This is a genomic window from Kribbella turkmenica (assembly GCF_004348725.1).
Taxonomy (GTDB): Bacteria; Actinomycetota; Actinomycetes; order Propionibacteriales; family Kribbellaceae; genus Kribbella; species Kribbella turkmenica.
In genome coordinates this window covers 25714-45828 of sequence record NZ_SMKR01000006.1, presented here as the reverse complement: position 1 = coordinate 45828, position 20115 = coordinate 25714, and the positions used below count along the sequence as shown (strand labels likewise).

The following is a 20115-nucleotide window of genomic DNA, read 5'->3' as shown; positions in this document are numbered from 1 at the left end:
GGGGAGTCTCCGAAGAGGTGTCGCGATACCTGGGGGGCAGGGGCGTGATCCGAGTCGTGCTCGGGCATCACGGCGCGTTGGTACGAGGGGCGCTTGCCGCGGTGCTGTCACAAGAAGCTGATCTGAAGGTGCTGGCGGAGGTCGAGACGGCCGACGACGTCCTGCCCGCGGTGGACAGGACGCGGCCGCATGTGGTCGTGCTCGATCCGATGCTGGACGGAAAGATCAGGATCGAGGAGTTGTGCAGTCAGTTGCGCGAGCCCGGCATCCTGATCCTGATCGACCGCAACCTGCTCAACGGGGCCAGTCTCGCGCTTGTCCGGCTGGCACCGCGGGTCGGGTTCATCGCCACCGACGCGTCGCCCGCCGATCTGGCGGAGGCTGTCAGGCAGCTGGCGCAGGGCGCGGCAGTGATCGATGCGGGGGTTGCCGTGGCTGCCCTGCGAGCGGTCAAGAATCCGCTCACCGAGCGGGAGTGCGAGGTGCTGCGGCTGGTGACGACGGGCGCGACCGCCCAGGAGATCGCGCGACGGCTCAACCTGACCGCGGGAACGGTCCGGAACTACCTGTCGCACATCCTGACGAAGACCGAGGCGCGCAGCCGGATCGAGGCGGTCCGGAAGGCTCAGGAGGCAGGCTGGATCTGATCGGGTCGCGGTTGCCAGTGACCGAGGAGGTCCCGGTACAGCGGTGACTCGCGCACCAAGGTCGTGTGCCGCCCGACCATGGCCTCGTTCCCGTCCAGGACCAGGATCCGGCGTGCTCTCAACGCCGAGCTGATCCGGTGCGCGACGACGATCAGTGTTCCGGGCCGGGCCGAGAATGCTTCCTCGGCGCGCCGCTCGGCCTCGGGATCCAGGTGACAGGTGGCCTCGTCGAGCACGGCCAGCGGTGCCGGCGACAGATAGGACCGGACCAGGGCGATCAGCTGCCGCTCACCGGCCGAGAGCTGGCCGGGCCGGATCGACGCCTTCGGCCCCCCGAGCCGCGCGACCAGCGCTTCGGCCCCGACAGCCTCGATCGCCCGATTCACGTGAGCGACCGGAGCCTCCGGAGCGAGGTAGGAGAGGTTGTCGAGGACCGTGCCCGAGAAGACATACGCCTCCTGGGGGATCAGTACACGCGTCCGCGCCAGCTGCTCGGGGGACAGTTCATGCGGTGAAACGCGACCGACGAGCAGCCTTCCCTCGGTCGGCGGGAACATCCCGCAGACGAGTGCGGCGAGAGTCGACTTCCCGATGCCGCTCGGACCGACGACGGTGAGGTGGTCACCTTCCGGTACGACGAGATCCAGCGACCGCAGCACCGGCTCCGCCTGGGGGCCGTACGCGAAGGAGACCTTGTGCAGCCTCACCTGGTGGCCGCGAGGCAGGCAGATCGACGCGGGCCGCTCGGCCGGAGCTCCGGTGTCCAGGATGCGACCGAGGGTGACGACGTACCGGAGTCCGCCGTCCCCGAGTGCGGACATGACAGTGCTCAGCGCCGGCTGCAGGCCCAGCAATACGTAGGTCAACCCGCCGAGCAGGGTGCCGGTGCTCACGCCGCGTCCGACCAGCCATGGACCCGCCGCGAGCAGGATCAGCAGGGGCAGCCATCCGCCGACGGCGAAGCAGAGAGTCCGGAGCGCGGCGACCCTGGCCAGCGCTCGCTCGGCCGCCGCGTGCGCCTCGACCGGTTCACCGACCAGGTTCGCGGTGAAGTCCTCGGCACCGGTCGCGGTGACGTCCCGAACCGCAGCGAACGCCGTACCCGCCGACGTCGCCAGTTGCTCGTCGGCGGACAAGGAGGCCTTCATCCGGTCGGCCGCCAGGCCGAGGATGGCCAGCGACGCGGCGAAGCCGAGCAGGAACGGCGGAACGACGAGTGCCGCGATCAAGGGGTCGAGCGACAGCAGACCGGTCACGACACCGACCACGGTGATGGTGAACGTCCGGGTCACCACGATCAGTCCGGCGAACGTGTCCCGGACGATCTCGACCTGCCGGTTCAGCCGCGACACCGCTCCGTCGATCCGGCCGGCGTTGCGCAGCGCACCGCTCACCACCCGGCGGACCAGTTCGTCCCGGAACGGCTCGACCAGGTCACCGAGCCGCCGGTACGCCTGCCGGGCGCCGACGGCTCCGAGACACGCAGCCGCCACCAGGCCACCCAGCCAGGCAAGTCCCGTCGCCCCCCGGCCGGCGAGGAACGCGTCCGTCGCGTGGGCGACCGCGATCCCGTAGACCGCGGTCGGCAGGATCTCCGGGAGGGACCAGGCGGCGAACTCCAGCGCCGGCCGCCGCCGCAGGGCGGCCACCCCGAACCCGAGTTCGCGCCTCATCCGAAGATCTCCCGGTACGACGGGTCCTGCCACAACCGCTGATGGGGTCCGACCGCGCGAACCCGGCCGCGGTCGAGCCAGACCACCAGATCCGCGCGAGCGGCCGTGGACGCGCGATGGGTGACGATCAGCCGGGTACGGCGGTGGCGGTCCTCGGTCAGTGTCCGGCTGATCTGCCGCTCGGTGGCGGTGTCGAGACTCGAGGTGGCGTCGTCCAGCACCAGCAGCCGACCGGTGTGCCAGGCGCGCGCCAGCCCGAGCCGCTGTGCCTCCCCGCCGGACATCGGCGCCTCGGGCAACGGCGTGTGGTAGCCCTGCGGCAACCGGCTGGCATAGTCGTGCGCGTGGGTGGCCCGGGCGGCCGCGAGTACTTCGACCGGTGCGATCCGCCCGCCCGAGATGGACTCGGACACCGTCCTACCGACCAGCACGGGGCGCTCGAAGGCACAGCCGACCGCCCGGCGCAGTACGGACCGCCGCACCGCCTGCAGCGGTACGCCGTCGAGCAGCACCAGACCCGAGTCCGGATCACGCAGCCGCCCTGCCAGAGCTGCCAGCACCGACTTGCCCGCGCCGCTGGGTCCGACCACGGCGACGGTCGCTCCACCGGGAAGGTTCAGGTCGACGTGATCGAGCAGCGGCACACCGTCCACGACGACGCTGACGTCGTCGTACACCAGGCGCCCTGGTCCTGGCGGAAGCGAAAGAATGCCATAGGCAACTGGATTGACAGCCAGCACCTCGGCGCTGCGCCGGATGCCGGCCCGGGCCCGGGCGAGCTCGCCCAGGAGGCCGGTCAGACTGCCGAGACCCGCGCCGATCACGGCGTACTGCGCGGCAGCGAACAGCTCGCCGGCGGTGATCCGGCCGTCGACGAGCTGCAGGCCGCCGATGGCCAGTACTGCGACCAGGACCAGCGGCCCGACGATCGCCGCCTGGGCGCCGGAGCGGGCCAGGACGTGCCAGGTCAACAGGCCCTGCCGGTGCAGTTCCGGCAGCAGCCCCAGCACCCGGCGTTCCTCCTGGCCGGCAGTCCCGGCGGCCGCGATGGTACGGATCCCGGCAAGAGCCTCGGTCAGCAGCGCCGCGATCCGCCCCTGTGTTTCCTGGTAGGCGAGGCTGATCTCAGTGGTTCGGCGGGCGAACACCCACAGCACCGCGATCACCAGCAGGACGCCGGCGAGGAACGCGGCCGCCAGCCAGGGATCGATCAACGCCAGCAGGACGAGGCTTCCGACCGGGGGAATGACTGCCGCGACGGCGGTCACGGTTGCCGGTCCGGCCTGGGCCGCGTCGCTCGCGCTGCCCGACACCCGGCTGACGAGGTCGCCTGTGTCGAACCGGCGTACCCCTTCCGGCCCGCCTTCGAGAACGCGCCGGACCAGCCGGTGCCGGAGCCACGCGGTGGTTCCCGCGACGCACGTCGTACTGGCGAGAACGTCGACCAGGGCGCAGACCACGCCGAGCAGGATGAGCCCGGCCGCCAGTCCCAGCCAGCGTTCGGAGTCATTGCCCGAGGCAATGGCATCCACGGACCGGCCGAGCACGGTCGGCAGCGCGAGTGTGACGGCGCTGTCGAGCAGGGCAGCCAGCCCGATGAGCGGAAGCCAGCCGCGGCCGTGCCGGACCACAGCGCCGAACGTCGTCACGTCGACAACCCGGTGTGAGCGGCGAGAAAGGCGAGCATGTCGGCCGTGAGCTCGACGCCACGACTCACCGCGGACGTGCTGTGCCCGGTGTTCTCCTCCCGCCGGAACAGGATCGGCTGTGATCCGGTCGTCGCGTGCTGGAGTGCGGCGCACATCTTGCGCGCGTGCAGCGGGTCGACCCGGGTGTCACCGCCGAAGACGGTGAACAGGACCGCGGGATAGTCGATGCCCTCGCACACCCGGTGGTACGGCGAATAGGCCAGCAGGTACTCGAGTTGGTCCGGATCGGCGCTGGAGCCGTACTCCGGGATCCACGATGCGCCGAGGCCGGAGTACTGGTAGCGAAGCATGTCCAGCACCGGTGCCGAGCAGACGGCCGCGGCGAACAACTCCGGCCGCTGGGTCACGGCGGCACCCACCAGCAGGCCACCGTTCGACTCACCGCAGATACCGAGCTGATCCGGCGTCGTCCAGCCGTCGGCGATGAGTGTCTCGGCCGCAGCGATGAAGTCGTCGAAGGTGTTCTGCTTGTTACGCAGTCGTCCGGCCCGGTGCCACCGCTCACCTTCCTCGCCGCCGCCGCGCAGGTTGCTGGTGACGAAGACCCCGCCGGCCTCGACCCAGGCGAGGGTGAAGGAGGAGTACGTCGGGGTGAGCGGCTGGCCGAAGCCGCCGTAACCGTAGAGGATCGTCGGTCGCGGTCCGCGCGGGCCGGGTGGTGCGATGACGAGCATCCGGACCGGCGTACCGTCGGCAGAGCGGTACACCACCTGCCGCGACGTGACCTCGGGTAGATCGACAGCGCCGGGAGGATCGGCCCACACGGTGGTCTCGCCGGTCAGCGCGTCGTACCGATGCACCGTCGCCGGAGTCACGCTACCGGTGAAGCTGAACCAGACCTCGTGACCACCGTCGGGGCGAGTGGTCAGCGAGCCGACCGAGCCGGGCCCGGGCAGCGGCACGTCGCCGACCCGCTTGCCGGTCCGGAGGTCGTGGAGCGCGAGCTCGCCGAGCGCGTGCCGGGTCCGGGCGACCACGAGCAGCGGCCGGGACAGCGCAGGTCCGTCGAGGACGGCCAACTCGCTGAGTGGTGCTCCTGGATCCTCGGGCACCAGCTCCCGCCACTCCTCGGGTGCGGGCCGGTTCGGATCGCCGACACAGATCCTGCCCGCGGGCGCTCCCAGCGTGGTGACGGCGTACAGGCGCCCGTCCCGGCCGACGATCAAACCGCTGCGCGCGTCCACACCGCGTTGTGCGACGGTCAGCTCGGGATTCTCCGGGTCGGACAGGTCGGCGAGCCAGAGATCGTTGCTCGGACCATGTGCGGCGGAGATCGTCAGCCATCGGCCGTCGGCGCTCAGCTCCAGCCCGTACGACGCCTCGTCGGTCATCACCGGTACTTCGTCGGCCTGGCCTAGTCGGTGCAGTCGGACCTGACGGTCGCGGACGAAGTAGAAGGCCTGTCCGCCGGGTAGCCAGGCCACGGGGGAATACCGGCAGCCGTCGAGCGGGCCGTCCATCACCTGGCCGGTCTCGGTGTCCATCACGTAGAGACTGGACTCCTCGGTGCCGCCGCGTGAGAGCTGGAAGGCCAGCAGCCGGCCGTCCGGAGACGGCTGCCATGCGTCCAGCGTCGTCCCGCCGGTCGGATCGAGAAGCACCGGGTCGATCAGGGCCTGTTCCGGCTCGGCGACGTACAGCACCGGGTGATCCTGGGGAGCGGATCGGCGCAGGAAGAACCGGCGTCCGCCACGCCACAGCGGCGGAGTCTCGATTCCGGCGCGGCTGAACTCCGTGACCCGGCTCCGGAACCGCGAGCGCCGCGGCAGTTCGGCGGCATGCCGAAGCCACAGCTGGTTCTGCGCCGCCTGCCAGGCGACGGTCCGCGGATCAGCCGCGTCTTCCAGCCAGCGATAGGGATCGGCGACCGTGTGCCCGTGAAGCTGGTCGACGACGGGCGTCCGGACGGCCTCGGGATATCTGATGTCGAGCCCCTGCACCCAGGCCCTCCTTCCCGGCGATGGGATCCTGGGCGGGACGACTTCATCCCGCCCAGGATCGTGGAACCTGCCTGCGTGTCAGTGACAAAGAGCCACGCTGAGGTTGCTGGGGGACTGCGAACCGCACGTGAGCAGCGTCAGCCCGCTGCCGCCACCGTGGTGGCCGCCGCCGTGACCCCCGCCGGGGGCCTCGAGCCCCTGAAGGTCGAGAAGCGCCATGTTTTACACCTCCTTCCGTTCACTGGTAGGGATGGTCGGACGACCCGCCGCGGTCGGGGGTCCGAGAAAGGGGAGGGCAACGGACTGGTCGTGCAGCGCCGTGCCCAAGGCCAGCAGTACGCCGGCCGTACCGGTCGCCAGGTCCATCGACAGGCGAAGCAGCTGATTGCCCGGGAACGCGAGGCCGCCCCGGTACGGCAGGGCGTGCCAGTCCAGTCCGCGAATCAGGGCGGAGACGACCGGGTCGGGGTGTCCCGGCGTACCCGCCTGCATCGCGGCCGAGGCGATCAGGCCGGCCCGGCCCATGAAGAGTCCGGGCTGAACGAAGTACCGGGAGTGGTTGACCCGTCGGAGTCCGGCCAGCGCCTCGGCGAGTTCGTCGTCCGGGCGGTGTCGCAGATAGCGGTCCAGCACGAGCGCGACGCCGGCCGAACCTTCCTCGAGGTAGGGCAACGTCCGCCAGCCCTGATTGACCTGCAAGGTCCCGGACGGGTCGCTGACGCAGCGGCGCAGGTCCTGCTGGAGTGCGGTCGCCGCGAGGTCCAGCAAGCCGGTGTCTCCGAATTGCTCGTAGGCGGTCAGGAAGAGCAGCGCGGCCCCGGACGAGCCGAACATCAAGCCCGCCCGCGGATGCCCTTCACCGCTGATCTCGGGGACGTCGTCCGGGCCACCGAGCCGGTCGGCCACCACGTCGATGACCCGGGCCGCCGCCGTCTGCAAGCCTGGCTCGCCGGCGAAGTGCAGCAGATTGAGCGCGATCCCGGCCAGGCCGGAGTGGAGTCCGAGCTCACAGGACTCGAGCGGATCCGCGACACAGCGGTCCATCACATCCAGCGCATCCTGGTGGTAGCCCAGTTCGTCCAGGACGTGCGCGACGCCGTGCAGGCCGTCGTACAAACCGATCCCCTTCACCGGATCCAGGGCGTGCCTGCGGAGCCAGTCGTCGTACTCCGGGAAGCGGCCGGCGCCGGTGCGGTGGAGGGCGTACAGCACGCCGGCCGCGCCGTACGCGAGGCTGACGCCGCCGCCGGGCTGGAACTGAGCGATGTCGCCCGGGAACAACCGGTCGTCGCGCTCCGGGGTCGCGCTGGCGACGATCGCCCGGGTGAGCGCGGCGCGCACGTCCTGCCAGGAGTCGCGGCCGGGGAGTGGGATCGCGTCGAGCTCCGTGTCCTGGTTGCCCCCGGCAATGGTGCGGACGGCCGCGTCGATGGTTGCCTTTGGCACCGGAAAGGTGTCGGTGATGAGCTCGCCGAGGTGCCGGACCTTACCCGGGTGGAGCTGCAGCAGCATTGTCGTCTGCGGAGCGAACAACCCGAGGCAGAGGCAGGCAAGCGCATACAGATCGACGTCGACACCCCGGCGGCCGGGAGGTGCCAGGTACCCCGGATGCGCCAGAACCGACCGGGCTCGCTGCTCCGCGAGGGTGGCCACCTCGAAGTCGATGAGCGCCAGCCGGTTGTTCGCGTCGATGAGGATGTTGTCGGGGTGCAGATCGCCGAACACCACACCGCGCTCGTGCAGCGCCCGAACCGCTGCCTCGACCCTGGCCAGCATGCCGAGCGCCCACTCCGCGTAGTCTCCAAGTGCCTCGGGCGACGGGTCCGGCCGAGTCAGCGGGTAACGCCTGACCAGCAGGCGCTGGAGTGGATTCGAATCGATGAACTCCTGCACCAGGAAGTGGTGTCCGCCCAGAACGAAGTAGTCGTGCACCTCTGGTACGACGTCCAGCCCCGCCAGCCGGCCCAGGATGTCCCGCTCGTGCTGCATCCGTGCGACCGCGTCCCGGCCGGCCTCGTCGAGCCCGGCGAACGGCCGGCCCTCCTTCAGGACGACTCGGACATCCGTCTCCCGGTGGTGGCCGAGATACACGCCGCCGCCGTTGGAGAAGTGGATTACGTTCTCGATGTCGTAAGCCATGTCGTTGGTCGTCACCGCGTTGCGCGCGGCCAGGTGCTGTTCGAGGAACGAGGGCAGTGACACCCAGGCCGGCATCGAGAAGACCGGGCCGCGGACATCGGGAACCAGCCGGCCGTCGGCATTCGCGAGGGCAAGCACCCGTTCGCCGGTGTCCGACAGACAGTGCTGCTCGGCGAAGGCGCCGTACCGGACGAAGAGCGGGCCTTCGCCGTACCGGAGATCACTGAGAATGTAGGGGCCCTGGACGCCGTCGAGGATCTCCGCCAGTTCCTTCAGCACCAGCTCGAGCCGGTCTTCGTCCGACGGATAGATGGTGACGAGCTTGCCGCTCGATCCGCGGAAGGCGGCCTTGGAGTTCATCATGATCGCGACGGAGGTGCTGCGCAGGAACTTGAACGCGACGCCGCGCGGAACGCAGTAGTCCCAGACCGCCTCGAGCGTTCGCTCGGCATCCTCCAGGCAGGACGAGACGTGGATCTTCCAGCCCTGCAGGGGCAAGTCGACGCCGCGCGGCGCGTAGTGCATCCAGACCTCGCCGGGGTCGTGCTCCCAGCCGTCGGGCAGCGGCCGGGAGCCGATCGCGAAGTCGGGGTCCTCACCACCGCGGTTCGCGGGGGTCTCGTAGAAGTGCCGGTCGGCGAGACAGTAAAGCTCGTACCGCTCCATACCGCCCGCCCCCGTTCATCGAACGCCTCGCGAACATCCTGATCGCCGGGCCGCCCACGCCGTCAGTGAATGACGTCATCACTCACCAATGAGAAACGCGTTTCCGAATCAACGCGATCGTCACCTCTGCACCAACGCAACTAACGCTCCGTAACCACCGCTTCATGCCGCCACCCCTCCGACGGCCGACGGAAGCAAGCGTCGGGCAGTACGACAACAACCACCGCGGCGGGGACGGGCCGGCGAAGCAAGGAGTCACGAGGTGCTCCATCAACCGGCCCGACCACCACCCACGGCAACCGCCCCGGAGCCGCTTGACATCTCTTAGGAACTCAACGGCATGTGTTCACACCGGGCTGTTCGGCGGGAAAGGCGGCCGCAACGGCTTCGGAGCCGAGTTACTTCGCCTCCACATCCTCCAGAAGAACTCCCGCCCCAACCACCCCACCACTTGGGAAAGTGGAGCGCTTCCAGCAGACGATGAAGAACTGGCTGCGCGCCCAGTCCACCCAGCCCGCCACCCCGGCCGAGCTTCAGGTCCTGCTCGACACCTTCGCCGCCACCTACAACCAGCACCGACCGCACCGGTCTCTGCCGCATCGCGCGACCATCGCCACGATCTACGCCACCCTGCCCAGGCACTCCCGGCCGGCACCCGCGGCCCGACACCCACGACCGGATCCGGCACGACCACATCGATCGGACCGGCTGCATCACCCTGCGACACGCCGGCCGACTCCACCACATGGGCATCGGCCGAACCGACACCGGAACCCGCGTCATCCTGCTCGCCCAGGACCTAAACATCCGGGTGGTCAACGCCACCACCGGTGAACTCCTCCGCGAACTCACCCTCGACCCCAACCGCGACTATCAACCCCGCGGCACCAACACCCCGAAATAACAACAGCTGAACCCACAACCGTGGGTTCAGCTGTCGCCGATCTCCTGACAGATCACATCGTGCCCCGGCAGTGTTGTGGCTCAAGACATGCCGGACGGGTGTCTCAGGACATACCGGACTGATGTCTCAGGAGATGCCGGACGGGGTGTTGATGCTCGGGCATGTCGAAGGCCCGGTTGGTGATCACCGCGATCACGGTGGAGAAGCGGTCCGTTGCCGAGGTGGTTGCCGAGTACGGCGTTGCCCGGTCGTGGCTGTACGAGCTACTCGCGCGTTACCGGACCGAGGGTGAGGCGGCGTTCGAGCCGCGCAGCCGGCGGCCGAAGTCCTCACCGCGGGCTACACCGATGGAGACGGTCGAGTTGGTGCTGGCGCTGCGTAAACGGCTGGCCGAGCAGGGCTTGGACGCCGGGGCGGACACGATCGGCTCACACCTGCAACACCACCACCAGGTCAAGCTGTCGCGGGCCACGATCCACCGGATCCTGACCCGGCACGCCGCCGTGACCCCGGACCCCGGGAAGCGGCCCAGATCGTCGTACCTGCGGTTCGCCGCCGACCAGCCGAACGAGTGCTGGCAGTCCGACTTCACCCACTCCCGGCTCGCCGATGCGGGCGAGGTGGATATCATCAGCTGGCTGGACGACCACTCCCGTCTGGCCCTGCACGTCACCGCGCCTCGGCGGATCACCGGGCAGATTGTGGTCTCGACGTTCCGCGAAACCGTTGCCCGGTACGGGATCCCGGCCTCCACCTTGACCGACGACGGGATGGTCTACACGACGAGATCGTCGGGCGGGAAGGGCGGCCGCAACGGCCTGGAGACTGAGCTACGCCGCCTGAATATCACCCAGAAGAACTCGCGGCCGAACCACCCGACCACCTGCGGGAAGGTGGGAGCGGTTCCAGCAGACGCTGAAGCGGTGGCTGCGCGCCCAGCCCGTCCAGCCGGTCACGCTCGCCGAACTTCAGGTCCTGCTCGACGCCTTCGTCGCCGAGTACAACCAGCATCGCCCGCACCGGTCCCTGCCGCACCGCTGCACCCCGGGCACCGCCTACACCGCCCGCCCAAAGGCCACCTCGACCACCGACCGGACTGGCGAGGCCCATCACCGCGTCGGCACCGACCGCGTCGACCACACCGGCGTGGTCACCCTGCGGTCAGGTGCGGTAGCGGAAGATGATCCGGCCTCGGTCCAGGTCATAGGGGCTGAGCTCTACGAGGACGCGGTCCTCGGGGAGGATCTTGATGTAGTTCTTCCGGATCTTCCCGCTGATGTGGGCGAGGACCTGGTGGCCGTTGGTGAGTTCGACCCGGAAGTTGGCGTTGCGGAGGCACTCGATGACGGTGCCCTCGACTTCGATTCCGCCTGCTGATCTGGGCATCGTCAGGCCTTTCCCGGCCGATGGATGAGTTCCAGACTGCTGCCCGTACGGCGCCCGCCGAGCCCCTCGAACAGCGCCGTCGCGGCCTTGTTGGTCTCGTCGACCTCCGTCGTGGCCGCCTCGTAACCGCAGCGGTGCAACCCGGCCAGTAGCTGACTCAGCAACGCCCGGCCGATGCCGCGCCGTTGCTCGGCCGCCAGGACTGCGATCAGTCCGATACGCGGGCGCCGGGTCATCATCGCTACTCGGACCAAACCGACGTACCGATCGCCCTGCATCGCGACCGTATACTTGGACGGGTCGATCGGCATCGTTCCGCCCTGCCAAGGCAGCACCTCCGCGGGCATCGTGTACCAACCGACGGTGGATTCGACCTCGGCGCGAATCGCCAGGTCCAGCTCACGCAGCGGAGCCTTGGCCACCTGATCGCCGGTCGCGATCACCACCCCATCAGGCGCGGCCGCCGTCGGGAATTCCGTGCGTACGACGTACTCCGTCTCGCGACGCCACGTCGCGAACCCCGCGCGTACCCAACTGGCCGCGAGGTCGCGATCGGTCTCGTCGACCACCGTGTACCGCGGTGCCCGCTGGTCGGCCAGCATCGCGGCGGCGAGCTGATCGAAGACCTCGTCGCGCCACGTGTCGATGCTGAGGAAGATCCGGCCGTCGAGCCGCCGCGAGGCGTGACCGCGTCCGACCACCAGATCGTTCTCGATCGCGTGCCACTGATTGTCCGCGACGCGTGAAATCGTCACCGCGTGGGCGCCGAGGCCCGGACGGGAAGGCAAAGAGTTCATAGGTGTTTCCCTTCGGGAGTGCCGACGTCTCGAGGCGCTCCCGGCGACACCTACGTCAATCGCCCGCCCATGACCACGAGAGGGGGAGCACCCACTGCACCACAGCGTTCATGGGTTCTCACCTCCAAGCGTGACGTTACGGACCACGACACGGTAGCAGCCCACCCACGCCATCAGCCAATGGTTTTGCAGTCTCTCGAACGTTGTTGCAGTGAGGTGCGGAACTAGCGCCTCGACGCCGCGGTGATGTCGAACAGACGGTGCAATGGACCCGAATCAGCGGCAGATCCGGCGCGGCAGTGATAGTCCTTGCGCGCAGGAGGCTCGGTGGCCGACCGCCGCGTCGAGTCGGCTCCGTCCGCGCGACCGTCTCGGCCGACCAACTGCTGGAGCGCGGTTCGGCGCGCGACGATCAGATGGGTTAGGACGTGTCGCACCTCGAGACCGACTACCGTGGCATCACTCGTGCACAAAATCGTCGAAACTCATGGGGAATCTCGCGTGCGCCGCGAGCGGCCGTGTTACGAGAATCGCTGGTAGAGAGCCGATGCGACAACGGATTCCTCCTCGTAATGAGAAGGCCATCGGTTCGATTCTCGATCCCGGGGGACCTCGGACCGGTTGATCGATCCAGCGAGATGTAGAGAGGGCGGGCTCGAACGTTAGCGGGCTTGGGTGCGAGGAGGCTCGAGCGCTCCGCACAGGCGCGCGACCTTCAGGCTGAGATGCAGCGCGAGTCTGTCATGACCATTGCGTAGGTCGACACCCGCCACCGACGCCGCCTTCTCTAGGCGGTAGTAAAGGCTCGTGCGATGAATCGACAATTTCTCCGCAGTTCTGAGTGAATCTCCAGCGTTGTCGAGATATACCTCGACTGTTTCAAGCAAGGGTCGGTGGCGGGCCTCAGCGAGCAGGCGTTTAACCCCAGTATGTAGGACATCCGCTGTGAGTTCCTCGACAGGCATCCTGGACAGCACTTGGTAGATTCCAAGCCCGGCCCATGAAGTTAGGTCGCCGAGTGACGGGATGATCGAAGACACTCGTGCGGCGGCGAGGGCTTGACTGTAGGACCCCTCGGCTTCTACGAGCGAGTCATGTGGTTCGCCGATGCCGACGACGACGCGTGGCCCGCCTCCGGCGCTGGCGAGGCGTCGTATCAAACTCGCTCGTAGATGCTCGGCAAGGCTGGCGACTTGGGTGCTACGCATACCTCCTGTGCTGGTGTCGACGATGACAACGCCGTGGCCCGGGCGGGCGATGTGGAGGCCTTTGCGGTGCGGCATGTTCTGCCTTGCGTCTTCGAGGGCGGAGGCAATTGCGAGGTGGAGGTCTGTGGCGGAAGTGACCTGATGGCCGTTGGATGGAGTCTCTGCTTGGACGACCATGACCGTGGCGGTTGTGTCACGGGCGAAGAATCCGCGCTCGATTAGTTCAGCTGCCGCACTCTGGCGAAGTTGGAGGTCTCCATTAAGTAGGTCTTGGCCGAGCTCACGCTCCCTCGCGTGCTCGACCTCTGCGAGCAACCGTTCCTGATAGAGAACTAAGCCGGCCATGTGCGCCGCAGACTCGGCGAGGGCAAGGTCGTCGGCAGAGCACAGGTCGTCGCTGTCGATGAAGAAGAGGTACCCGAGCAGCAGATCCTGGCCTCGGATCGGCACGCATACGCGTGACCACATACCCAGTGCAGGATTCGCGGGTAGCCGGACCGCTCCTGCGGCCTTGTCGATCCCGAGGGACAGGACATACCTGGTGACCTCGTCCGGGACTCGGCGGTGCATGACTGAGTCGATTCGCACCTGATCAACTGGCTCATCGTGAGGGCTGTGCGCGAGCAGGCGTAGGTGGGGATCGTCGATCGCTACAGCCCGGTTTAGCTGCGCAGCGAGTTTCTCCACGATGCTCTGTAGCTGGACGCTCATCGACTGTATCCCGCCACGACTTGGCCGACATTTTTATGAAGGATACGCACAATGTTCCTCCTGTGGTAGGTGGCTGTGCCTGGGCTGTCCGGCCTAGCGTCATATGACAAGGAGGTAGCCACATGGCTCACTATGACGTTGGGATCGTCGGCGCCGGAGTACATGGCGCGAGCGCGGCGTTCCACATGGCGAAGGCCGGCCACCGCGTGGTCGTGTACGAGCGCGCGGCCCCGGCCGGCGGTCCGACGGGCTTGTCCAGCGCCGTTTGTCGCGCCTATTACACCAACTCGTTCCTTGCCGAGGTTGCACGAGACAGTCTGCTCGCCTTCTCAGAGTTCGCAGCGCTCACCGACGGTGAGCAGGCGGACTTTCGCAGGACGGGAGCGTTGTACGTCCACCCGCTGGACGATGTTTCCGTGGTTGATGAAACTGTTCGCGCCCTGGCAGCTGGCGGGACCCGTGTCGAGATCTTGACCGGGCAGGAATTAGTTCGTCTGGCTCCAGGTCTTGATCTTTCTGATGGCTCAGCAGTGGTGTGGGAGCCGAATGCTGGCTATGCCGATCCTGTGGCCACCACTCAAGGTCTCCTCGCCGCCGCCAGAAGATCGGGCGCAGCGGTGTGGTCCCGGACGCGTGTCTTGTCGGTCAGTCCGGGCGCGCGAGTCAAGGTGCTACATGAGTCCGGACAGGATGTCGTCGAGCGGCTGCTGGTTGCGGCCGGGCCGTGGACAGCTGGCATCATGTCCTCGATCGGGGTTGAGTTGCCGCTCACCGTCGAACGGCACATCGTGGCGCAATGCGGCCTACCGGCGCAGGTAACGCTCCCATTTGTGTTCGTTGACATGCTCGGGGGCTACTACGTGAAGCCCGAGACCGGCGATCAGTTCCTCCTTGGATCTCTCAAGCCTGGTCCGTCGGCAGACCCCGACGAGCCGGTTGCCGGAGTCGGCGACGGTGAGGTCGCGGAGCTTGCCGAGACCTTCGAGCGTCGACTGTCGGGCGTCGGCAACGCAACCTTGCGCGGAGGATGGGCCAGCCTGTACGACGTCAGCCCCGACTGGCAGCCAGTGATCGGGGAGGTCGCAGACCAGGTCTACGTCAACGCTGGCAGCAGCGGTCATGGGTTCAAACTCGCGCTCGCGATGGGTGCCCACGTCGCCCGACTTGTGCTGGGTGAAAACCCGGACCCGAGCCTGGCGCAGTTCCACCCAGATCGCTTTCGATGCGGCGGTCAGCCACTCGTCAGCAGGTACGGGTCCGCACGCATCCTTGGCTAACGCGGACCGGTTGAGGAGGGATCACTCATGGCGACGGTATTCGTGCATGCCCGCCTGATCGACGGCACGGGCCGCGATCCACGGGATGACGCGTCGGTACGCGTCGACGACAACAGGATCACCGGACTGGATGTGATGCCTCACCGGGATGATGCCGTTGTCGATCTGCAGGGACGCACGCTTATGCCCGGGATCATCAACGCGCACAGCCATCTGGGAGGCGTAGCACTACTGCAAGAGGACACGGTGCCTGCGGCAGTGATTGCGGCATGGACCTTCGAGCACTGCCGCCGCGCCCTTGAGCTTGGAATCACGACGTGCAGGGACACGGGTGGTCTCGACGGTGGCGTGCCGATGGCAATCAGTCAGGGCATCGCTCGTGGGCCACGAATCATCCCAAGCGGACCGCTCATCGTGCAGCTCGGCGGTCACACGGAGTTTCGACCCGAGTGGGTGATGGATCCATGTGTGCACCATCAGGGCGTTCCCGGTCTCGCCAGATTCAGTCACGTTGTCACAGGGCCGGATGAGGTCCGCGCGGCAGCCCGCCTTGCATTCAAGCGTGGCGCAAAGTTTCTGAAGCTCTGCGTGTCCGGCGGAGTCACTTCACTTACGGATTCTTTGGAGGACAGTCAGTTGACCGTCGAGGAGATCTCGGCGGCGGTGCAGGAGGCACGAGCCCGCCATACGTACGTGACCGTGCACACGCACAACAACGAGGGAATTTATCGCGGTCTCGAGGCCGGCGTTGAGTGCTTCGAACACGTCACCGCACTAGACGATGAAGCCGCAGCCGCCATTGCTGAATCGGGAGCCGCGGTCGTTCCCACACTGACGGTGGCCGAAACCTATCGGAACAACGCGGACTTCCTCCCTACCGAGGTTATCGACCGCATCGCTGGCGTGAAGGAGGGCATGAGCAGGGCGATCAAGGTCGCACACGCCGCCGGCGTCCTCGTCGGCTGCGGCGCTGACCTCATCGGACCGAACCAGAAAGACTACGGACTTGAGGTAGCGCTCGTCGCCGACATCGTCGGACCGATGCAGGCGATCCGTACGGCCACATTCGACAACGCCAGAGTACTTCGCATCGAGCACCAGACCGGATCGGTGCAAACAGGCAAATTAGCGGACCTCATCGTCGTGAACGAAGATCCGCTCGACAACCCGAGGGCCCTCAACGACCCAAACCGGATTGCGCTGGTCATGAAGGCTGGCGCAATCGAGAAAAACATCCTAGAGGCGTGACGACAGAGGAGCGATTATCATGGCGGCTGAATCGCAAACCACGGCGAACCAGAGCCGGCGCGTTGTCGCGGCGAGTGGCGTCGGGAACTTTGTTGAATGGTTCGACTTCGTCATCTACGGCTTTTCCGCAACGGTTCTGGCGACACACTTCTTCCCGGCCGGCAACCGCACAACTGCGCTGATGGCAACGCTTGCCGTTTACGGCGTGGCGTTCTTCTTCCGGCCGCTAGGTGGCGCATTCTTCGGCAGTATCGGCGACCGCATCGGACGCCGAAACACATTGGCAATCGTCATTCTCGTCATGGCAAGTGCCACAGCAGCTATCGGCTTGCTGCCTTCGTACAACCAAATCGGCATCCTGGCACCCACGCTGCTTATCATCGCACGGCTTGCGCAAGGATTCTCAGCCGGTGGAGAGTTTACCGGCGTGGCAACCTTCGTCGCTGAACATGTCTCAGCCAACCGGCGCGGACTCTGGGTATCAGGCGTGAGCATGTTCTCGCTCGTCGGCGCGGGAGCCGCCGCACTCACCATCCTCGCGCTCGCGACAGCATTCCCCGACGAGTATGCCGCATGGGCGTGGAGAGTGCCGTTCCTCATCGGCGGACTCGTAGCACTGGTTGGCCTGTATCTCAGACTTCGGCTCGACGAGACCCCCGTGTTCCGCGACCTCAAGGCCCGCCGAGAAGTTAAGCAAAGTCCGCTTCGGGCCGCCTTCCGTCACTACCCGGGGCAGCTTCTCCTCATCTTCTGTGTCTTCGCCTACACCGGCCTGGCGGCGCACAGCATCCTCGGCTATCTGCCTATCTACTTGACCGAAACCGTAGGACTGCCGCGGCGGACCGCTCTAATCGCTGCGGGCGTCGCGCTGCTGGTCGGTGCCATGCTCGGTGCGGCGGCTGGCAGAATCAGCGACAGCGTCGGCCGCAAGCCCGTCATCACGGTGGCCGCCACGTTAGGCGTCATCCTGACGATTCCCGCTTTCCTCGTCGTCGACGTCGGCGGCGGCCTGACCGGGGCGCTGGCCGGACAGTTGCTGCTCGTGGGCCCCTACGCCATGCTCGCCGGGGTCATGATGCCCGCCATCATGGAACTGTTCCCGGCCGCCGTGCGCTACGCCGGCTCGGCAGTCGGCTACAACGCCGCCTACATGGTCTTCGGCGGCACAGCCCCACTGGTCGGCGCCGCGCTCGTTGAGTGGAGTGGTGCACATATCGCACCTGCGGTCTATATCACCGCGATCGCCGCCATCGCCCTCGTGGCCATCCTGGTCGCATTGCCCGAGACCCGGGAACAGCCAGCCGCGGAACGCACCTCGAGTGGACGCCTTGCCGCGCCGGAGAGCGATCCCGCCTGAGTTTCGACTTTAGCGGTAATAGTCAAACGCGCCAGCAGCGCGCAATAGCGCGCACTGGTCGGCGAGCACCAGTCAGCACTGCTGAAACCTTGAAAGGGAGGCTCCCGTGTCTAAAAACATGGGCACGTCAAGCTCAGGACCACCCACCGGCCACCATCGGCGCACTCGTCGGCGAATCGCCGCCGTAGCCCTGCTGACGGTGGCCGCGCCAGTGGTCATTACGCAGACCAGCGCGGCCGGCGGCGTCACGCCCGTAATCACCGTGCTCTCGAATCGGGCAGACCTGGTGTCCGGCGGAAACGCTCTGGTCGAGGTCAATGTGCAGAGCCACAGCGACTCTGGACGCGTGAGGATGTCGCTCAACGGAGAAGACGTCACCGACGCGTTCGCTCGGCAGCCAGGCAACCGATACGTAGGCCTCGTAACAGGACTTCGCGACGGCAAGAACGAACTCATCGCCAGGGGCGCGCGAGGTAATAGCCAGCGAGGCGCAAAACTCACGATCACGAATCACTCCGCCCAGGGCCCGATCTTCTCCGGGCCGCAGGTGCAGCCGTGGATCTGCGGCACCGAGCACTTTGGACTGGGTGCTGCGACTGGCCCGGGCTGCGACGCACCCACACGCTTCGAGTTCTTCTACAAGTCAACTGATCCAACTAAGACTGCACTTCAACCCTATGACCCCGCCAACCCGGCTCCGGATGTCGCCAAGACCACGACGGACAAGGGCCTGACAGTGCCGTATGTCGTACGCCGCGAGCGAGGCGTTATCAATCGGGGCATCTACGACATCGCCGTCCTCTTCGATCCTAGAGAATCCTCGAGCTCAGTGTCCGCGCAGCAGGCCTGGAACGGCAAGTTGTACTGGCCGATGGGCGGTGGCTGCGGACCTGATCATGAACAACGCGGACTGGGAATCATGGACGTGCTGAACGTTCCCAACGGGCAGGCGCGCGATTTGACGTTAGGCAAAGGCTTCGCAGTTGGCGCGTCGACGCTGACGACCCTCGGGAACAACTGCAATGATGTTGTTGGAGCCGAGACTGTGATGATGGTCAAGGAGCATATGGCCGAGACGTACGGGCCTGTGCGCTTTACTGTTGGCCTAGGCGGCTCGGGTGGCTCGATGCTGTCATACCTGATTGCAGCAAACTACCCAGGACTGTTTGATGGCATCATTCCGTTCGCGAGCTTTCCCGATATGTGGACGATCGACGGCTATTTTGTCGACTGCCATATCCTGGCTGAGTATTTCGCAAGAACGTCACCTCATCTGTGGCAAGATGCGGACCAGAAGCGCGCAGTACACGGTATGGGCGGTCCAGCTTGCGAAACTATGGCCCAATTGGGAATGACCGATGAGGCTGACGGACCGAGCCAAACACAAGGTGCCAGCCCTATTCGATGGTGGGACCCGACCGAAGCCTGCACTGGAAGCCCAGGTGAACCGGACTGGGCCTACGACCCGCTGACCAATCCCGCTGGTGTGCGGTGTACCGTACAGGACTTCCAGGCGCGAGTGTTCGGATATCGAGCCTCAGACGGCTTCGCCAACCGTCCATTCGACAGCGTCGGACTTCAGTACGGCCTGCATGCCCTGATCGATGGCAAGATTACGCCACAGCAGTTCGTTGATCTCAACGCCAAGGTTGGCGGGCGTGACATCGATTACAGACGGACAACGCAGCGAATGCAAGCTGACCTCGCCGGCTTGAGGAATGCGTACAGGTCCGGACGGGTCGTCCATGGCTCCCATCTCACAGATCTTCCGATTATCGACATGCCACTTGCTCTCAATGACGGCCTCCATGTCTCGATATATTCGCAGGTAACACGTGCTCGGATCATCGCTGCGAATCGCCGCGCGGACAATCATGCAATATGGAAACTCGCTGTGTCCGAGGCCCGGCGCGAAGGCATCCAAGTCGAGGTATGGGCCGCGGCTTTATCCACCATGGACGAGTGGCTCAGCGCGATTGAAGTCGATACCAGCCACGCTTCAATGAATGTCAAGGTTGTACGGAACAAACCAGTTCAAGCCAGGGACAGTTGCTGGGTTGCCGGGAAGCAGACGGAAGCATGTGACCTTCCAGACTACGCGGATCCCCGTCTCGTCGCTGGCAGGCCGCTGACAAACGACATCTTCAAGTGTCAGCTCAAGGCACTCAACTGGCGCGACTACGGTGGCGTGACGTTCACCGCCAGTCAGAAGGAGACGCTTCGTGCCGCTTTCCCGACCGGGGTGTGCGACTGGGACAATCCCGGCGTGCAGCAGCAGAAGCCGCAAGGATCATGGCTGACGTATTCCCAGGTCGTGGGAGGTGAACGGCTTGGGCCGCCGCCGCACTCGGTGCCGGTGAAGCGCTAGCCGCTTGCCTAGCGTGCGTTCCTCCGGTCGACGTCGCAATCGGAGCGTCGACCGGAGGAACACTTTAGGATCACGCAGGCCGCGC

Annotated in this window: 14 protein-coding genes and 3 pseudogenes; 9 read left to right on the top strand and 8 right to left on the bottom strand. The window is 66.5% G+C overall.

Annotated elements, in window-relative coordinates; all coding sequences use genetic code 11:
• Window positions 1–44: 44 nt before the first annotated feature.
• Window positions 45–647 carry a response regulator transcription factor gene (locus E1218_RS02540; protein WP_132315774.1) on the top strand — a complete coding sequence of 201 codons (603 nt, stop codon included), beginning with the start codon at window positions 45–47 and terminating at the stop codon, window positions 645–647.
• On the opposite strand, the gene E1218_RS02535 is transcribed toward E1218_RS02540, so the two are convergent.
• The 5 genes from E1218_RS02535 to lanKC form a co-directional block, all read right to left on the bottom strand.
• A complete protein-coding gene (locus tag E1218_RS02535) occupies window positions 626–2320 on the bottom strand; it encodes an ATP-binding cassette domain-containing protein (protein ID WP_132315772.1) in 1695 nt (564 codons plus the stop codon). The genes E1218_RS02540 and E1218_RS02535 overlap by 22 nt on opposite strands.
• Entirely contained in the window at window positions 2317–3969 is a 1653-nt protein-coding gene (locus tag E1218_RS02530) for an ABC transporter ATP-binding protein (protein ID WP_132315770.1), read from the bottom strand. Before E1218_RS02530 ends, E1218_RS02535 begins: the two co-directional genes overlap by 4 nt.
• Window positions 3966–5969, bottom strand: a complete 2004-nt coding sequence (locus E1218_RS02525; protein WP_132315768.1) for a prolyl oligopeptidase family serine peptidase — start codon at window positions 5967–5969, stop codon at window positions 3966–3968. Before E1218_RS02525 ends, E1218_RS02530 begins: the two co-directional genes overlap by 4 nt.
• Window positions 5970–6047: 78 nt before the next feature.
• Window positions 6048–6188, bottom strand: a complete 141-nt coding sequence (locus E1218_RS02520) for a SapB/AmfS family lanthipeptide (RefSeq protein ID WP_132315767.1) — start codon at window positions 6186–6188, stop codon at window positions 6048–6050.
• Window positions 6189–6191: 3 nt separating this feature from the next.
• The gene (lanKC, locus tag E1218_RS02515; RefSeq protein ID WP_132315765.1) at window positions 6192–8774 is read right to left on the bottom strand and encodes a class III lanthionine synthetase LanKC; all 2583 of its coding nucleotides are present in this window, start codon (window positions 8772–8774) and stop codon (window positions 6192–6194) included.
• 480 nt (window positions 8775–9254) lie between these two features.
• Here lanKC and E1218_RS38060 point away from each other — a divergent pair.
• The 4 genes and pseudogenes from E1218_RS38060 to E1218_RS38050 all read left to right on the top strand — a co-directional run.
• A pseudogene (locus E1218_RS38060) lies at window positions 9255–9311 on the top strand (hypothetical protein); the annotation flags it as partial.
• Window positions 9312–9519: 208 nt separating this feature from the next.
• Window positions 9520–9678: a hypothetical protein gene (locus E1218_RS36945; RefSeq protein WP_233711951.1), complete on the top strand. Its 159-nt coding sequence runs from the start codon at window positions 9520–9522 to the stop codon at window positions 9676–9678.
• A gap of 161 nt (window positions 9679–9839) precedes the next feature.
• Window positions 9840–10496, top strand: a pseudogene (locus E1218_RS38055) (DDE-type integrase/transposase/recombinase); the annotation flags it as partial.
• 25 nt (window positions 10497–10521) lie between these two features.
• Window positions 10522–10650: pseudogene (locus E1218_RS38050) on the top strand (hypothetical protein); the annotation flags it as partial.
• A 189-nt stretch (window positions 10651–10839) separates the two neighbouring features.
• Here the strand turns inward: E1218_RS38050 and infA are convergent.
• The 3 genes from infA to E1218_RS02490 form a co-directional block, all read right to left on the bottom strand.
• Complete coding sequence (gene infA / locus E1218_RS02500; protein WP_132315759.1) at window positions 10840–11064, bottom strand: translation initiation factor IF-1; 225 nt, start codon at window positions 11062–11064, stop codon at window positions 10840–10842.
• Between the two features lie 2 nt (window positions 11065–11066).
• Window positions 11067–11861, bottom strand: coding sequence for a GNAT family N-acetyltransferase (locus E1218_RS02495; RefSeq protein WP_132315757.1), 795 nt, complete (start codon window positions 11859–11861; stop codon window positions 11067–11069).
• A gap of 662 nt (window positions 11862–12523) precedes the next feature.
• Window positions 12524–13780 carry a PucR family transcriptional regulator gene (locus E1218_RS02490; protein WP_132315755.1) on the bottom strand — a complete coding sequence of 419 codons (1257 nt, stop codon included), beginning with the start codon at window positions 13778–13780 and terminating at the stop codon, window positions 12524–12526.
• Between the two features lie 122 nt (window positions 13781–13902).
• Here E1218_RS02490 and E1218_RS02485 point away from each other — a divergent pair, with 122 nt between their 5' ends.
• The 4 genes from E1218_RS02485 to E1218_RS02470 all read left to right on the top strand — a co-directional run bounded on the left by E1218_RS02485 (window position 13903) and on the right by E1218_RS02470 (window position 20030).
• Window positions 13903–15057 carry an NAD(P)/FAD-dependent oxidoreductase gene (locus E1218_RS02485; RefSeq protein WP_132315753.1) on the top strand — a complete coding sequence of 385 codons (1155 nt, stop codon included), beginning with the start codon at window positions 13903–13905 and terminating at the stop codon, window positions 15055–15057.
• Window positions 15058–15084: 27 nt separating this feature from the next.
• Window positions 15085–16305 (top strand): metal-dependent hydrolase family protein, encoded by a 1221-nt coding sequence (locus E1218_RS02480; RefSeq protein WP_132315751.1) that lies wholly within the window; start codon window positions 15085–15087, stop codon window positions 16303–16305.
• Window positions 16306–16324: 19 nt separating this feature from the next.
• Window positions 16325–17662, top strand: coding sequence for an MFS transporter (locus E1218_RS02475; protein ID WP_132315749.1), 1338 nt, complete (start codon window positions 16325–16327; stop codon window positions 17660–17662).
• 106 nt (window positions 17663–17768) lie between these two features.
• On the top strand, window positions 17769–20030 hold the full coding sequence (locus tag E1218_RS02470; RefSeq protein WP_132315747.1) for a DUF6351 family protein: 2262 nt from the start codon (window positions 17769–17771) through the stop codon (window positions 20028–20030).
• Window positions 20031–20115: the final 85 nt, after the last annotated feature.

Bases quoted from the DNA above. Each gene is read 5' to 3' on its own strand.
- E1218_RS02480 (WP_132315751.1), top strand. From the start codon at position 15,085: ATGGCGACGGTATTCGTGCATGCCCGCCTGATCGACGGCACGGGCCGC.
- E1218_RS02535 (WP_132315772.1), bottom strand. From the start codon at position 2,320: ATGAGGCGCGAACTCGGGTTCGGGGTGGCCGCCCTGCGGCGGCGGCCG.
- E1218_RS02485 (WP_132315753.1), top strand. From the start codon at position 13,903: ATGGCTCACTATGACGTTGGGATCGTCGGCGCCGGAGTACATGGCGCG.
- E1218_RS02475 (WP_132315749.1), top strand. From the start codon at position 16,325: ATGGCGGCTGAATCGCAAACCACGGCGAACCAGAGCCGGCGCGTTGTC.
- lanKC (WP_132315765.1), bottom strand. From the start codon at position 8,774: ATGGAGCGGTACGAGCTTTACTGTCTCGCCGACCGGCACTTCTACGAG.
- infA (WP_132315759.1), bottom strand. From the start codon at position 11,064: ATGCCCAGATCAGCAGGCGGAATCGAAGTCGAGGGCACCGTCATCGAG.
- E1218_RS02495 (WP_132315757.1), bottom strand. From the start codon at position 11,861: ATGAACTCTTTGCCTTCCCGTCCGGGCCTCGGCGCCCACGCGGTGACG.
- E1218_RS02490 (WP_132315755.1), bottom strand. From the start codon at position 13,780: ATGAGCGTCCAGCTACAGAGCATCGTGGAGAAACTCGCTGCGCAGCTA.
- E1218_RS02520 (WP_132315767.1), bottom strand. From the start codon at position 6,188: ATGGCGCTTCTCGACCTTCAGGGGCTCGAGGCCCCCGGCGGGGGTCAC.
- E1218_RS36945 (WP_233711951.1), top strand. From the start codon at position 9,520: ATGGGCATCGGCCGAACCGACACCGGAACCCGCGTCATCCTGCTCGCC.